This is a genomic window from Pseudomonas sp. B21-012 (assembly GCF_024749305.1).
Lineage (GTDB): Bacteria > Pseudomonadota > Gammaproteobacteria > Pseudomonadales > Pseudomonadaceae > Aquipseudomonas.
In genome coordinates, this window is record NZ_CP087197.1 from 5,124,480 (window position 1) to 5,139,765 (window position 15,286).

Consider the following 15,286-nt stretch of genomic DNA (forward strand, 5'->3'; position numbering starts at 1 on the left):
CGCGGCGTCGGTCAGATGTGTTTGACTTCGACAATCTCGTACTCGACCGTACCGCTTGGCGTCTTGATCACCACGGTATCGCCCTCTTCCTTGCCGATAATGGCGCGGGCGATCGGCGCACCGACCGAGAGCTTGCCGTTCTTGACGTCCGCCTCGTCCTCGCCAACGATCTGGTAGGTCACCTCTTCGTCGGTTTCGGTGTTGGCCAACACTACGGTGGTGCCGAAAATCACTTTGCCGGTATGGGCAATGGTGGTGACGTCGATCACCACCGAGTTCTGCAGACGGCCTTCGATATCGCGGATACGCGCCTCGACCATACCCTGCTCTTCACGGGCAGCGTGGTACTCAGCGTTTTCCTTGAGGTCGCCCAGCTCACGGGCCTCACCAATGGCCTGGCTCAGGCGCGGACGCTCGGTCTTGCTCAGGAACAGGTGCTCTTCCTCCAGGGCGCGAGCGCCCTGGACGGTCATCGGGTACTTGGTAATGCTCATGCTTTGAGTCCTGCATGCAGATCCTGCAAGCGGCGAACGGTCTTTTCCGGACCAAATTTCAGCGCTTCGCAGATGGCTTCACCGGCCGCAATGGTGGTGGTGCAGTAGATCTTGTGCTGCAACGCATTGCGACGAATCGAGTAGGAGTCGGCGATCGACTGACGACCTTCGGTGGTGTTGATGATCAGCGACACTTCGTCGTTCTTGATCATGTCGACCACGTGCGGACGACCTTCGGTCACCTTGTTCACGCGACGCACTTTCAGGCCAGCCGCTTCGATGACCTTGGCGGTACCGACGGTGGCAACCACTTCGAAGCCCAGGGCGATCAGGTCGCGGGCAACGCCGGCCACTTGTGGCTTGTCGTCGTCACGCACGCTGATGAACGCGGTACCGCCAGTCGGCAGCACTTCGCTGGCACCCATCTGGGCCTTGGCGAAGGCTTCACCGAAGCTGTCGCCGACACCCATGACTTCACCGGTGGATTTCATCTCAGGGCCGAGGATCGGGTCAACACCCGGGAACTTGGCGAACGGGAACACCGCTTCCTTGACGCTGTAGAAGTTAGGAATGATTTCCTTGGTGAAGCCGATTTCCTTCAGCGATTTACCAGCCATGACGCGCGCGGCAATCATCGCCAGCGAGGTGCCGATGCACTTGGAGACGAACGGTACGGTACGCGAGGCGCGCGGGTTGACTTCGATCACGTAGATCTTGTCGCCCTGCAGGGCCAGCTGCACGTTCATCAGGCCGACAACGCCCAGCTCCAGGGCCATTTTCTTGACCTGTTCGCGGACTTCGTCCTGCACATGGGCCGGCAGCGAGTACGGTGGCAGCGAGCACGCCGAGTCACCGGAGTGAACGCCGGCTTGTTCGATGTGCTGCATGATCGCGCCGATCACCACATCGGTGCCGTCGCAGACCGCATCCACGTCCATCTCGATGGCGCAGTTGAGGAAGTGGTCGAGCAGCACCGGGCTGTCGTTGGACACTTGCACCGCTTCACGCAGGTAGCGCTTGAGCTCGTCCAGCTCGTAGACGATCTCCATGGCGCGGCCGCCCAGTACGTAGGACGGGCGCACCACCAGCGGGTAACCGATCACGCCAGCAGCACGAATCGCTTCGTCTTCGCTGCGCACGGTGGCGTTTGGCGGCTGCAGCAGGTTCAGGCGCTGAACCATCTGCTGGAAACGCTCGCGGTCTTCGGCGCGGTCGATGGCGTCCGGGCTGGTACCGATGATCGGCACGCCGGCTTCTTCCAGGGCGCGGGCCAGTTTCAGCGGGGTCTGGCCGCCGTAATGGACGATCACGCCTTTGGGCTTCTCGACGCGAACCACTTCCAGCACGTCTTCCAGGGTCAGCGGCTCGAAGTACAGGCGGTCGGAAGTGTCGTAGTCGGTGGAGACGGTTTCCGGGTTGCAGTTGACCATGATGGTCTCGTAACCGTCTTCACGCAGGGCCAGTGCCGCGTGCACGCAGCAGTAGTCGAACTCGATACCCTGGCCGATACGGTTAGGACCGCCACCGAGGATCATGATCTTGTCACGGGTCGACGGCTTGGCCTCGCACTCTTCCTCATAGGTCGAGTACAGGTAGGCGGTGTCGGTGGCGAACTCGGCGGCGCAGGTGTCGACGCGCTTGTAGACCGGGAACACTTCCAGCTTGTGGCGGTGACGACGCAGGTTCTTGTCGGTGATACCCAGCAGCTTGGCCAGACGCTGGTCAGAGAAGCCCTTGCGCTTCAGACGCAGCATCAGGTCCTTGTCGATCGCCGACAGGGCCAGGGTCTTGACCTTCTCTTCTTCCTTGATCAGGTCTTCCATCTGCACCAGGAACCAGTGATCGATACCGGTCAGGGCGAAGATTTCGTCGCAGGTCATGCCCGAACGCATGGCGTCGGCGACGTACCAGATGCGCTCGGCGCCCGGCACGGTCAGCTCGCGCTTGAGGATGCTGGCAGCGTCAGGGCTGGCCAGGTCGACTTTCGGGTCCAGGCCGCAAACGCCAACTTCCAGGCCGCGCAGGGCTTTCTGCAGCGATTCCTGGAAGGTCCGGCCGATGGCCATGACTTCACCCACGGATTTCATCTGGGTGGTCAGGCGGGCGTCGGCTTTCGGGAATTTCTCGAAGGCGAAACGCGGCAGCTTGGTGACGACGTAGTCGATCGACGGTTCGAAGGACGCCGGGGTACGGCCGCCGGTGATGTCGTTCTGCAGCTCGTCGAGGGTGTAACCGACGGCCAGCTTGGCGGCGATCTTGGCGATCGGGAAGCCGGTGGCTTTCGAGGCCAGCGCCGAGGAACGGGAAACCCGCGGGTTCATCTCGATCACGACCATGCGGCCGGTGTCCGGGCAGATACCGAACTGCACGTTGGACCCGCCAGTCTCGACACCGATTTCACGCAGCACCGCCAGCGAGGCGTTGCGCATGATCTGGTATTCCTTGTCGGTCAGGGTCTGAGCTGGCGCCACGGTGATCGAGTCACCGGTGTGCACGCCCATCGGGTCGAAGTTCTCGATCGAGCAGACGATGATGCAGTTGTCCTTTTTGTCGCGGACCACTTCCATCTCGTACTCTTTCCAGCCGATCAGCGATTCGTCGATCAGCAGCTCTTTGGTTGGCGACAGGTCCAGACCACGGGCGCAGATTTCTTCGAATTCTTCACGGTTGTAGGCGATGCCGCCACCGGTGCCGCCCATGGTGAAGGACGGACGGATGATGCACGGGAAGCCGAGCTTCTCGAGCACCGCGTTGGCCTCTTCCATGCTGTGGGCGATGCCGGAGCGCGGGCACTCAAGGCCAATGGCCTTCATGGCGGTGTCGAAGCGCGAACGGTCTTCAGCCTTGTCGATGGTGTCGGCGTTGGCGCCGATCATCTCTACGCCGAACTTTTCCAGAACGCCTTCGCGCTCCAGGTCCAGGGCGCAGTTCAGGGCAGTCTGGCCACCCATGGTCGGCAGCAGCGCGTCAGGACGCTCCTTCTCGATGATCTTGGCAACGGTCTGCCACTTGATCGGCTCGATGTAGGTGGCGTCGGCCATGGCCGGGTCGGTCATGATGGTGGCCGGGTTGGAGTTCACCAGGATGACGCGGTAGCCCTCTTCGCGCAGGGCTTTACAGGCCTGGGCGCCGGAGTAGTCGAATTCGCAGGCCTGGCCGATCACGATCGGGCCAGCGCCGAGAATCAGGATGCTTTTGATGTCTGTACGTTTTGGCATGGGTTGTCACTCAATTCCGCAGGTCAGTCGGCAAGCCGCATTGAACAATCTTGGGGGCGGCACCTGAACGCGGCTTGCACCGGTCCAGGGCCTTCTCGCCAGATGCTCAGCGGCGCTTGGCCATGGCATCGATGAAACGGTCGAACAGTGGCGCGACGTCGGTCGGGCCCGGGCTGGCTTCAGGGTGGCCCTGGAAGCTGAACGCGCTCTTATCGGTGCGCTCGATACCCTGCAGGGTACCGTCGAACAGCGACTTGTGGATGGCGCGCACGTTGCCCGGCAGGGTCGCTTCGTCAACCGCAAAGCCGTGGTTCTGGCTGGTGATCATGACCACGCCGGTGTCCAGGTCCTGGACCGGGTGGTTGGCGCCGTGGTGACCATGACCCATTTTCACGGTCTTGGCACCGGAGGCCAGGGCCAGCAACTGGTGGCCCAGGCAGATGCCGAATACCGGGATCTCGGTTTCGAGGATGTCCTTGATCGCCTGGATCGCGTAGTCGCAAGGCTCCGGATCGCCAGGGCCGTTGGACAGGAACACGCCATCAGGGTTGAGTGCCAGAACTTCGCTGGCCGGGGTTTGCGCCGGCACTACGGTCAGGCGGCAACCGCGGGCAACCAGCATGCGCAGGATGTTCAGCTTGACGCCGAAGTCGTAGGCAACCACGTGGTAAGGCAGCTCGGACGCCTCGATTGTGGCGTGGCTGTCGGTCTTCAGCTCCCAGACGCTGGAGCGCCATTCGTAGCTGCTCTTGGTGCTGACGACTTTCGCCAGGTCCATGCCCTTCAGGCCCGGAAAACCGCGAGCGGCGGCGATTGCAGCCTCTTCGCTGATGTTGTCGCCGGCGAGGATGCAGCCGTTCTGCGCGCCCTTCTCACGCAGGATGCGGGTCAGGCGACGGGTGTCGATACCTGCGATCGCCACTACGTTGTTGGCCTTGAGGTAATCAGGCAGGGATTGCTTGTTGCGCCAGTTGCTCGCGATCAGAGGCAGGTCGCGAATCACCAGGCCCGCCGACCAGACGCGGTCGGACTCGGCGTCTTCCGGCGTGGTACCGGTGTTGCCGATGTGCGGGTAAGTCAGGGTAACGATTTGCTGCGCATAGGAAGGGTCAGTCAGGATTTCCTGATAGCCGGTCATTGCGGTGTTAAACACCACCTCACCAACGGTTTGTCCGTCGGCTCCAATGGCTTCACCGCGAAAAATGCTGCCATCGGCAAGGGCGAGTATGGCTGGCTTAGTCAAGAAGACCTCCCGTAAATCAAGCCTGAAGGGGCGATCGCAGGTTGCAAAAAAGCGGAATGACGTATAGACACGTCACCCCGCTTTCTTCGTCGAATTATCTGCGCGCTTTTAGTGGACACACTAAAGCTGTAGCTTACAGAAAAACGCTTTTTTGGTCTACCACTGATGTGCCTGAAAGGCGCAGGAATGCGACAGGGCGCACTGGGAGGGTCTTGTGGGAGCGGGCTTGACCCGCGATTGCGGCGTGACAGACAAACCGCAATCGCGGGTCAAGCCCGCTCCCACAGGGGATACAGCGCAGGTCAACGCAGGTCGAGCACGTCCTGCATGTCGTACAAACCAGGCTCGCGCCCGTCCAGCCACAGCGCGGCACGTACCGCACCCTTGGCGAAGGTCATGCGACTGGAGGCCTTGTGGGTGATCTCCAGGCGCTCACCTTCGGCAGCGAACAGCACGGTGTGATCACCGACCACGTCGCCAGCGCGCACAGTGGCAAAACCGATGGTCTTGCGATCACGGGCGCCGGTCTGGCCTTCACGGCCATATACCGCCACTTCCTGCAGGTCACGGCCCAGGGCATTGGCAACCACTTCACCCATGCGCAGCGCGGTACCCGACGGCGCATCGACCTTGTGCCGGTGGTGCGCCTCGATGATCTCGATATCGACATCATCGCCCAGCACCCGCGCCGCCATGTCCAGCAACTTGAGGCTGAGGTTGACGCCAACGCTGAAGTTGGCGGCGAAGACGATAGGAATGTCCTTGCCCGCCTCGGCCAGCAGTTGCTTTTCTTCGACCGAGAAACCGGTGGTGCCGATGATCATCGCCTTGCCTGCCTTGCGGCAGAACGCCAGGTTCTTCAGGGTCACCGAGGGGTGAGTGAAGTCGATCAGCACGTCGAACTCGTCGGCAACCTTGGCCAGGTCGTCCGACAGCAACACACCGATTCGGCCCAGAGCCGCCAGTTCACCGGCATCAGCGCCGACCAGCGAACTGTCCGGGCGATCGATCGCTGCGGTCAGCCCGGCACCCGGGGTTTGCTGCACCGCTTCGATCAGGGTCTTGCCCATGCGCCCTGCAGCGCCCATTACCGCTATACGTCGCATGCCCTATTCCTTCTTACAGATCGCCGAAGAAGCGTTTCACGCCTTCGAACCAGCCATTGGCTTTCGGCGAGTGGGAACTGTCGCCTTCCAGCGAATCACGCAGCTCTTCGAGCAGCTCACGCTGGCGACGGCTGAGGTTGACCGGGGTTTCCACCGCGACCCGGCACATCAGGTCACCGGCACCACCACCGCGAACCGGTGCCACACCTTTGCCGCGCAGACGGAACTGCTTGCCGGTCTGGGTGCCTTCCGGGATCTTCAGCTTGACCCGACCATCGAGGGTCGGCACTTCCAGCTCGCCACCCAGGGCAGCGTCGGTGTAGCTGATCGGCACTTCACAGTACAGGTGCTTGCCGTCGCGCTGGAAAATCGGGTGCTCACGCACGTTGATGACAACGTACAGGTCGCCAGTCGGGCCGCCGTGCGAACCGGCTTCACCTTCACCGGACAGACGAATACGGTCGCCAGTATCAACGCCAGCCGGGACCTTGACCGACAGCGTCTTGTACTCTTCGATGCGCCCTTCGCCGTGGCACGAATCGCACGGGTCGGTGATGATCTTGCCCTGGCCGTGGCAGCGCGGGCAGGTCTGCTGGACCGAGAAGAAGCCCTGCTGCATGCGCACCTGGCCGATACCACCGCAGGTCGGGCAGGTCGACGGCGACGAGCCTTTCTTGGCCCCGGAACCGTCGCACGGCTTGCAGTTGACCAGCGTCGGCACACGGATATTGACCGTGGTGCCGCGCACGGCTTCTTCCAGGTTCAGTTCCAGGGTGTAGCGCAGGTCGCTGCCACGCTGGGCGCCACCGCGCGAACCACCACGGCCACCGCCGAAGAAATCGCTGAACACATCGCCGAAGATATCCGAGAAGTTCGCGCCGCCGAAACCGGCACCGCCGCCACCCATGCTCGGATCCACGCCGGCATGACCATACTGGTCATAGGCCGCACGCTTGCTGGCATCGGAGAGCACTTCGTAAGCCTCGTTGGCTTCCTTGAATTTCTCTTCCGAGTCCTTGTCATCAGGATTACGGTCCGGGTGATGCTTCATCGCCAGGCGGCGATAGGCCTTCTTCAGGTCCGCTTCACTGGAGCCGCGCTCAACTCCCAGAACTTCGTAATAGTCACGCTTTGCCATAAGTCTTTGCACTCTTGAGGACGTTCGGCAAACCTCTGCGCATTCCGCGCTGTGCCGCCAGCACCCGCCTCACCTGCCCCACGGGCGGCTGACAGATGCTGTAAAAATTCGGGTATTGCAGACACGCCAACGCGGGAGCAAGCCCCCGCGCGGCGACATCCTACCAGCCAACCATCAATAAACAGTCAACTGGCCGACAACCTGTAGCAATTACTTGTTGTCTTTGACTTCTTCAAACTCGGCATCGACGACGTCGTCGTGCTTGTCTTGCGGCTCAGCTTGCTGAGCGCCACCCTGAGGCTGTTCAGCCGACTGCTCGGCGTACATCTTCTGGGCAACCGGAGCCGAGACCTTCGACAGCTCTTCGACTTTAGCGTCGATGGCAGCCTTGTCGTCGCCCTTGATGGCGGCTTCCAGGGCAACCACGGCCGCTTCGATGGCGGTTTTCTCGTCGGCAGTGACCTTGTCACCAGCGTCAACGACCATCTTGCGAGTCGAGTGAACCAGTGCATCACCCTGGTTACGGGCAGCGGCCAGCTCTTCGAACTTGCGGTCTTCTTCCGAGTTCGCTTCAGCGTCGCGGATCATCTGCTGAATTTCTTCATCAGACAGGCCGGAGTTGGCCTTGATCACGATCGACTGGGTCTTGCCAGTGGCCTTGTCTTTGGCGCCGACGTGCAGGATGCCGTTGGCGTCGATGTCGAAGGTCACTTCGATTTGTGGCACACCACGTGGAGCAGGTGGAATGTCGGCCAGGTCGAACTTGCCCAGGGACTTGTTCTGAGCAGCCTGCTTACGCTCACCTTGCAGCACGTGAATGGTCACGGCGCCCTGGTTGTCATCGGCAGTCGAGAACACTTGCGACTTCTTGGTCGGAATAGTGGTGTTCTTCTCGATCAGCGCGGTCATCACGCCGCCCATGGTTTCGATACCCAGGGTCAGCGGGCTGACGTCCAGCAGCAGTACGTCCTTGACGTCACCGGCCAGTACCGCACCCTGGATGGCAGCACCCATGGCAACCGCTTCGTCCGGGTTGACGTCTTTACGCGCTTCTTTGCCGAAGAAGTCGGTAACCGCTTTTTGCACCAGCGGCATACGGGTCTGACCGCCGACCAGGATCACGTCGTCGATCTTGCTGACGTCGATACCGGCGTCTTTCATGGCGATGCGGCATGGCTCGATGGTGCGCTGAACCAGGTCTTCTACCAGCGATTCCAGCTTGGCGCGGGAGATCTTCACGTTCAGGTGCTTAGGACCGGTGGCGTCTGCAGTGATGTACGGCAGGTTGACGTCGGTCATCTGGCTCGAAGACAGCTCGATCTTGGCCTTTTCAGCGGCTTCTTTCAGGCGCTGCATGGCCAGCGGGTCACCTTTGAGGTTCATGCCGCTTTCTTTCTTGAACTCGTCGACGAGGTAGTCGATCAGGCGGATGTCGAAGTCTTCACCACCGAGGAAAGTGTCACCGTTGGTGGCCAGAACTTCGAACTGGTGCTCGCCATCGACTTCGGCGATTTCGATTACCGAAACGTCGAAGGTACCGCCACCCAGGTCATAAACGATCACGGTGTGATCGCCCTTGGCCTTGTCCATGCCATAGGCCAGCGCAGCCGCGGTCGGCTCGTTGATGATCCGCTTGACGTCCAGACCGGCGATACGGCCGGCGTCTTTGGTGGCCTGGCGCTGGCTGTCGTTGAAGTAGGCCGGAACGGTGATCACCGCTTCGGTCACTGGCTCGCCGAGGTAGTCTTCGGCGGTCTTCTTCATTTTTTTCAGGATTTCAGCCGAGATTTGTGGCGGCGCCATTTTCTGGCCGTTCACTTCAACCCAGGCGTCGTTGTTGTCAGCTTTGACAATTTTGTACGGAACCATCTGGATGTCTTTCTGCACCACTTCTTCTTCGAAGCGACGACCGATCAGACGTTTTACCGCGTACAGGGTGTTGTGCGGGTTGGTGACCGCCTGGCGCTTGGCCGACTGGCCAACCAGGATTTCGCCGTCGTTGGCGTAGGCGATGATCGACGGCGTGGTACGAGCGCCTTCGGCGTTCTCGATGACCTTGACGTTGCCGTTTTCCAGAATGGAGACACAGGAGTTGGTGGTCCCCAGGTCGATACCGATGATTTTACCCATGTTAACTCTCCCGAAACTTGAATTTGGTTGCCGCAGCAGTGGTGGCTAACTGCGGTAATACTTGAATGCTTGACACCTAGATGGGGGCGCCGAAAACGATTTCAAGCCTGCTCGTCAATCGACGGCGAAACCGCTGCCGGGGCCTTGCTGACCACGACCATGGCCGGGCGCAGCAGGCGACCGTTGAGCTGGTAGCCCTTCTGGAACACCTTGAGCACGCTGTTGGGCTCGACCTCGGCGCTTTCCTGCATGGCCATCGCCTGATGGTGCTCGGCATTGAACGGTTCGCCGTGCGGGTCGATGGCCTCGAGGTTGTAGCGCTTGAGGGTGTCATGGAACATCTTCAGGGTCAGCTCGATACCTTCGCGCATCGGGCGAATGCTCTCGTCGTCGGGGCTGGACAGTTCCAGGCCGCGCTCGAGGCTGTCGATGACCGGCAGCAGGTCACCGGCGAATTTTTCCAGGGCGAACTTGTGCGCCTTTTCTACGTCCTGCTCGGCGCGGCGGCGCACGTTCTGCAGGTCGGCGGCGGTGCGCAGGGATTGATCCTGGGCCGCCGCCAGCTGCTCTTCGAGCACCTGCACGCGGGCGCTCAGCTCTTGGTCGCCAGTCGCTTCGGCGTTCAGATTCTGTTCATCCAGCTGTTCGTCAGCCATAAAATCTCTCCTCTCGAATAAGGTCTGCGAGCATTACTCGCGCGTCTGCCGGCTATATGGGGTCGCAAAACCCAGGTTCAAGGGCCGGCAACACAGCTTGTACACATTCGCTCATAACCCAGCGCAATCAGAACCGCGCCGCGATTACCAAATTGAACTAAACATCAGCATTGTCAGTGGATTTAAAAACACTGTATAAATAACCAGACCTAACGCCTGGGAGCCGCCCCAATGCTGGTGCACCTGTCCGTACACAACTACGCCATCGTCGAACACCTGGACCTCGAGCTCGCCCGCGGGATGAGCGTCATCACCGGTGAAACCGGGGCCGGCAAATCGATCATGCTCGACGCCCTGGGCCTGACCCTGGGCGATCGCGCCGACAGTGGCGTGGTGCGCCCAGGGGCCGACAAGGCCGACATCCTTGCCACCTTCGACCTGGTCGACATCCCCGAGGCGCGCAGCTGGCTCGCCGAACGCGACCTCGACAGCGACGGCCCTTGCATCCTGCGCCGGGTGATCACCGCCGAAGGCCGTAGCCGTGGCTATATCAACGGCACGCCCTGCCCGCTCGGCGACCTCAAGGCCCTGGGCGAGCTGCTGATCGACATCCACAGCCAGCACGAACACCAGTCACTGCTGAAAACCGACACGCATCGGCGCCTGCTCGATGAATACGCCGGCGCCACCGACCTCGCCCGCCAGGTCCAGCTTGCCGCCCAGCGCTGGCGCCAGACCCGCCAGGAGCTGGAGCGGCTGTCCAATTCCGGCGATGAGCAGCGCGCGCAGCACCAATTGCTCAGCTATCAGCTCGAAGAACTCGACAACCTTGGCCTGGGCGAGAACGAGCTGGAACTGCTGGAGCAGGAACACAAGAACCTGACCAACGCCGAAGCACTGTTCGGGATCTGCCGCCAGGTCATCGACCACTGCAGCGAGAACGACTCGGGCAACGTGCTAAATGCCCTGACCGCCAGCCTCAACCGCCTGACCGCCGTGCACAACGCGCCCAAGGCCCTGGGCGAGGCAGCCAGCATGATCGCCAGTGCGCAGATCCAGGTAGAAGAAGCAGTTGGCGAGCTGAACCGCTTCCTCGACAACTTCGACGCCGACCCGGCGCGCCTGCAACAGCTCGAAGAGCGCCTCGACACCATCTATACCCTCGCCCGCAAACACCGGGTGCACCCGACCGAGCTGGCTGGCCTGCAGCAGCGCCTGATGGAAGAGCTGGAGAACCTCAACGCCAACGACGAATCGATCGAGCGCCTGGGTGAAGAACTGGCCGCCTATGCCCGCCACTACCAGGACAAGGCCGGCGAACTGAGCGCCCTGCGCCAGCAAGCCGCCAGCCAGCTGGCCAGTGCAGTGGAGCAGGAAATCCAGCGCCTGGGCATGCCGGGCGGACGTTTCAGCATCGAGCTGCGGCCCAACAGCAGCGACGAACTGCAACCCCAGGGCCTGGAGCAGGTCGAGCTACTGGTCAGCGCCAACCCCGGGCAGCCGCTCAAGGCCCTGGCCAAGGTGGCTTCCGGTGGCGAGCTGTCGCGGATCAGCCTGGCAATCCAGGTGATTACTGCGCAGACCTCGCGCATCCCGACCCTGGTGTTCGACGAAGTCGACGTGGGCATCGGCGGGCCAACGGCAGAGATCGTCGGCCAGCTGCTGCGCCGCCTGGGTGAACGCGGCCAGGTGCTGACCGTCACTCACTTGCCGCAAGTAGCAGCCCAGGGCCATCACCATCTGTTCGTGCACAAGGTGCGCGACAGCGATGCCACCCACACCGCAGTGGCCAACCTGGGCAAGCGCGAGCGCGTTGAAGAGGTTGCACGCATGCTCGGCGGCATCGACCTGACCAAAGAGTCCCTGGCCCACGCCCGCAAGATGGTGGTCACCAGCAAGGCCTGAAGCGCGCAGCTATAAAAAGCTGCCAGCCAGAAAGCACGAAGGCGACCCCAGGGTCGCCTTCAGTACATATGCAGCAATGTAATAATTGCTTACTTTTTCTTGCGTACGTACAGGACCAGATTGTGGTCCACCAGCTCGAAACCGTGCTCTTCCACGATTTGCTTCTGGCGCTTCTCGATTTCACTGTCGAAGAACTCGATGACTTCGCCGGAATCGACGTTGACCATGTGATCGTGATGACCACCGTCAGCCAGCTCGAACACGGCGTGGCCGCCATCGAAGTTGTGGCGCACGACCAGGCCTGCGGCTTCGAACTGGGTCAGAACACGGTAAACCGTGGCCAGACCGACGTCCTCGCCTGCCTCCATCAGCGCTTTGTAGACATCCTCAGCACTCATGTGACGCTGCTCGGTAGAGTCGAGCATCTGTAGAATTTTCACTCGAGGCAGTGTCACCTTGAGACCGGCTTTGCGCAGTTCGCTATTTTCAACCATGGTCAGCTTTCTCGCCGATGCTGCTTCGCAGCTTCTCTGAATACGGGTATGATCGGGGTTTACGTTGTCCAGCCAAGATAGTGGAAGTCGCCCACCGATGCAAAACACCAAGCTCTTGCTAACCAGCCTCACCTTCGTGGGACTGCTCGCACTCGCCGGTTGCTCGTTCCCCGGGGTTTACAAAATCGACATCCAGCAGGGCAATGTCGTCACGCAAGACATGATAGACCAATTGCGCCCCGGAATGACCCGTCGGCAAGTACGGTTTATCATGGGCAACCCGCTGATCCAGGATACGTTCCACACCAATCGCTGGGATTACCTGTACAGCCTGCAGCCTGGCGGCGGTGAGCGCCAACAGGAACGCATGAGCATCTTCTTCAACGAGAACGATCAGCTCAGCAGCCTGTCCGGCGACTTCATGCCGGGTGTCAGCCGCGACCAGGAAATCCTCGGTGGCAGCGGCGATACGACTGTCAGCCCGACCGGCAGCACCGAACCCGCTGTGCAGGAAAAACCTGCCAAGCCAGGCTCGCTAGAAGACACCATCCAGAGAGACGTCGATACCATTGAGGTCATCCCGGTGCCGGTGCCAGAGCCGCTGGATACCTCGCCGCAGTAAGCCTGCAGCGCGTACAAAAAAGCCCGGACCCGTCCGGGCTTTTTATTGCCTGAAATTCAGCGCTTGGCTTTCTTGAAGACCCTTGCAACCTTGGCCGCGCGCTGCTTGCGCACCTCTTTCGGGTCCGCCAGCAAAGGCCGATAAAGCTCGATGCGATCACCCGCCTCAACCTTGTGCGCTTCAGGATTGGCGATCACCCGGCCAAAGACCCCGACCGGGCAGGCCTGAAAATCGGCCTCGGGAAAATGCGCGGCGATCCCCGACAGTTTTACTGCTTCATTGATAGTCGCACCCGCCGGCACCTCAACACTGAGCAGCACCTGCCGCTCAGCCACGGCATACACCACCTCGACGGTCAGCAAGGCTTCAGACATGGAGCTGCTTGGCACGCTGGCAGAAAGCATCGACAAGCGTGTTGGCGGCCTGGTTGAACAACGGCCCCAAGGTGGCACGCACCAATGGCCCGGCGTAATCGAACGACAGGTCGAGGCTGATCTTGCAGGCTTTCTCGCCCAACGGCTTGAACACCCAGACACCATGCAGCTGGGAAAATGGCCCTTCTTCAAGGTTCATTTCGATGGACTGGCCCGGCACCAGCACATTGCTGGTTACAAACTGCTGGCTCATCCCGCCCTTGGCTACCTCAAGGCGTGCGCGCATGTGCGTGTCGCTTTCTTCGATCACGGTGCTGGACGAACACCAGGGCAGGAACTCCGGGTAGCGCGCGACATCATTGACCAGGTCGTACAGGGCCTGGGCGGGATATGGCAGCAGGGCCGAACGTTGAATATGGGTAGTCATCCAGGGGTCGATTCCAAAGCTGAGCGGCAAACGCAACCCGAATGCCGATGGGCGCCATTGAGCGCATCAAGTGCGCGCATTGTCCGGGATTCACGGCAATGGCTCAAGCGCACCGCTACCCATAGCCGACAGCGCGGCGACTGCCTATAATGCCGCCCCTATGGCTAAACAAAAGAAACATCCGACAGGGACTATCGCGCAGAATAAAAAGGCGCGTCACGATTACTTCATCGAGCACAAGTTCGAGGCCGGATTGGTCCTGTCCGGTTGGGAAGTAAAAAGTCTGCGTGCCGGCAAGGCGCACCTGACCGACAGTTACGTGGTGCTCAAGGATGGCGAGGCCTGGCTGATGGGCAGCCACATCACGCCGCTGACAGCCGCCAGTACTCACGTCATCGCCGACCCGACACGTACCCGCAAACTGCTGCTCAACCGTCGAGAGCTGGAACGCCTGCATGCGGCTGTCCAGCAGAAGGGCTACACCTGCGTGGCCTTGTCGATCTATTGGAGCAAGCACTTGATCAAGTGCGAAATCGCACTGGGCAAGGGCAAGAAGGAATACGACAAGCGCGATACCCAGCGCGAGCGCGATTCCGACCGCGAGTTGCAGCGCGCGGTACGCAACAAGGGCAAGGAAGACTGATTCCAGCCTGAAGCGCCCTCATCGCGGGGCAAGCCCGCTCCTACAGGGGCGAGTTTGCCCCACGATTGCTAGCGCCCGCTGCGCCGCTCCGCCCGCGCCACCCGCTGAACCTCCTGGCGCACTTCATCGAGCACTTCCTGCACATAGGTGATGTGCCGGCTGGAGACTTCGCGTGCATCTTCGGCACGCCCTTCGACAATCGCCAGGTACAGCTCGCGGTGCTGGCTGATGAGCATGTCGCGGGTTTCGCTGCGCTGTTTGTACATGCCGCCGATGTTGGTCACCACGTTGCGCTTGAGCAAGTCGAACAGGCCGCGAATGGTGTGCAACAACACCGCGTTATGACTGGCTTCGGCGATTGCCAGATGAAAACGCGCATCGGCCGCGCCCTCCTCGGCCCGGTCCACTTCATCGGCACGGGCGTAGCAGTCCTGCAGGGTATCGAACGCCGCCTTGAGCCGCTGGCGATCAGGCTCGGTGGCGCGGATCGCCGCATAATAGGCACAGGATGCCTCCAGGGTATGCCGGAATTCCAGCAAATCGCGCTGCGCTTCAGGGTTGCTTTCGAGCAACTGCAGCAACGGGTCACTGAAGGTCGAGCCGAGCGATTCGGCCACATAGTTACCACCGCCCTGGCGGCTGACCAACAAGCCCTTGGCCACCAGCTTCTGGATCGCTTCGCGCAACGACGGTCGTGACACGCCGAACTGCTCGGCCAGCGCCCGCTCGGCAGGCAGGCGCTGACCGGCCGTCAAGGTGCCTTCGAGAATCATCCCTTCCAGCCGTTCGACGATATCGTCGGACAAACGGCGTTGGCGGACCTGATCAAAAACCAT

14 protein-coding genes are annotated in these 15,286 nt (G+C 61.2%); 3 read left to right on the top strand and 11 right to left on the bottom strand.

From position 1 onward, the window contains the following. Positions 1–11: 11 nt before the first annotated feature. From greA to grpE, 7 genes are all read right to left on the bottom strand, one after another. A complete protein-coding gene (greA, locus tag LOY37_RS23475) occupies positions 12–494 on the bottom strand; it encodes a transcription elongation factor GreA (RefSeq protein ID WP_176794211.1) in 483 nt (160 codons plus the stop codon). Next, positions 491–3,712 carry a carbamoyl-phosphate synthase large subunit gene (gene carB, locus LOY37_RS23480; protein WP_045199739.1) on the bottom strand — a complete coding sequence of 1,074 codons (3,222 nt, stop codon included), beginning with the start codon at positions 3,710–3,712 and terminating at the stop codon, positions 491–493. Before carB ends, greA begins: the two co-directional genes overlap by 4 nt. A 106-nt stretch (positions 3,713–3,818) precedes the next feature. After that, positions 3,819–4,955, bottom strand: coding sequence for a glutamine-hydrolyzing carbamoyl-phosphate synthase small subunit (carA, locus tag LOY37_RS23485; protein WP_045199740.1), 1,137 nt, complete (start codon positions 4,953–4,955; stop codon positions 3,819–3,821). Positions 4,956–5,257: 302 nt separating this feature from the next. After that, positions 5,258–6,061: a 4-hydroxy-tetrahydrodipicolinate reductase gene (gene dapB, locus LOY37_RS23490; RefSeq protein ID WP_038998653.1), complete on the bottom strand. Its 804-nt coding sequence runs from the start codon at positions 6,059–6,061 to the stop codon at positions 5,258–5,260. A gap of 13 nt (positions 6,062–6,074) precedes the next feature. Beyond that, a complete protein-coding gene (dnaJ, locus tag LOY37_RS23495; protein WP_045199742.1) occupies positions 6,075–7,199 on the bottom strand; it encodes a molecular chaperone DnaJ in 1,125 nt (374 codons plus the stop codon). Between the two features lie 210 nt (positions 7,200–7,409). Beyond that, positions 7,410–9,329 carry a molecular chaperone DnaK gene (dnaK, locus tag LOY37_RS23500; RefSeq protein ID WP_258715837.1) on the bottom strand — a complete coding sequence of 640 codons (1,920 nt, stop codon included), beginning with the start codon at positions 9,327–9,329 and terminating at the stop codon, positions 7,410–7,412. A 101-nt stretch (positions 9,330–9,430) separates the two neighbouring features. Further along, on the bottom strand, positions 9,431–9,985 hold the full coding sequence (grpE, locus tag LOY37_RS23505) for a nucleotide exchange factor GrpE (RefSeq protein ID WP_045199745.1): 555 nt from the start codon (positions 9,983–9,985) through the stop codon (positions 9,431–9,433). A 231-nt stretch (positions 9,986–10,216) separates the two neighbouring features. On the opposite strand from grpE, the gene recN reads away from it, so the two are divergent. Further along, the gene (gene recN, locus LOY37_RS23510) at positions 10,217–11,890 is read left to right on the top strand and encodes a DNA repair protein RecN (RefSeq protein WP_195885067.1); all 1,674 of its coding nucleotides are present in this window, start codon (positions 10,217–10,219) and stop codon (positions 11,888–11,890) included. An 89-nt stretch (positions 11,891–11,979) separates the two neighbouring features. Here recN and fur read toward each other — a convergent pair whose 3' ends face one another. Continuing rightward, positions 11,980–12,384, bottom strand: coding sequence for a ferric iron uptake transcriptional regulator (fur, locus tag LOY37_RS23515; RefSeq protein ID WP_045199750.1), 405 nt, complete (start codon positions 12,382–12,384; stop codon positions 11,980–11,982). A gap of 97 nt (positions 12,385–12,481) precedes the next feature. On the opposite strand from fur, the gene LOY37_RS23520 reads away from it, so the two are divergent. Beyond that, a complete protein-coding gene (locus LOY37_RS23520; protein ID WP_258715838.1) occupies positions 12,482–13,006 on the top strand; it encodes an outer membrane protein assembly factor BamE in 525 nt (174 codons plus the stop codon). Positions 13,007–13,062: 56 nt separating this feature from the next. Here the strand turns inward: LOY37_RS23520 and LOY37_RS23525 are convergent, their stop codons facing one another. Together LOY37_RS23525 and LOY37_RS23530 are read right to left on the bottom strand one after the other, a co-directional pair. Further along, a complete protein-coding gene (locus LOY37_RS23525; protein WP_258715839.1) occupies positions 13,063–13,380 on the bottom strand; it encodes an RnfH family protein in 318 nt (105 codons plus the stop codon). Next, complete coding sequence (locus LOY37_RS23530; protein ID WP_045199756.1) at positions 13,373–13,807, bottom strand: type II toxin-antitoxin system RatA family toxin; 435 nt, start codon at positions 13,805–13,807, stop codon at positions 13,373–13,375. The genes LOY37_RS23525 and LOY37_RS23530 overlap by 8 nt, the downstream gene beginning before the upstream one ends. Positions 13,808–13,967: 160 nt before the next feature. Between LOY37_RS23530 and smpB the strand changes: the two genes are divergently transcribed. Beyond that, positions 13,968–14,450, top strand: a complete 483-nt coding sequence (smpB, locus tag LOY37_RS23535) for an SsrA-binding protein SmpB (protein WP_028944546.1) — start codon at positions 13,968–13,970, stop codon at positions 14,448–14,450. A 68-nt stretch (positions 14,451–14,518) separates the two neighbouring features. Here smpB and LOY37_RS23540 read toward each other — a convergent pair whose 3' ends face one another. Further along, complete coding sequence (locus LOY37_RS23540; protein ID WP_036996926.1) at positions 14,519–15,286, bottom strand: GntR family transcriptional regulator; 768 nt, start codon at positions 15,284–15,286, stop codon at positions 14,519–14,521.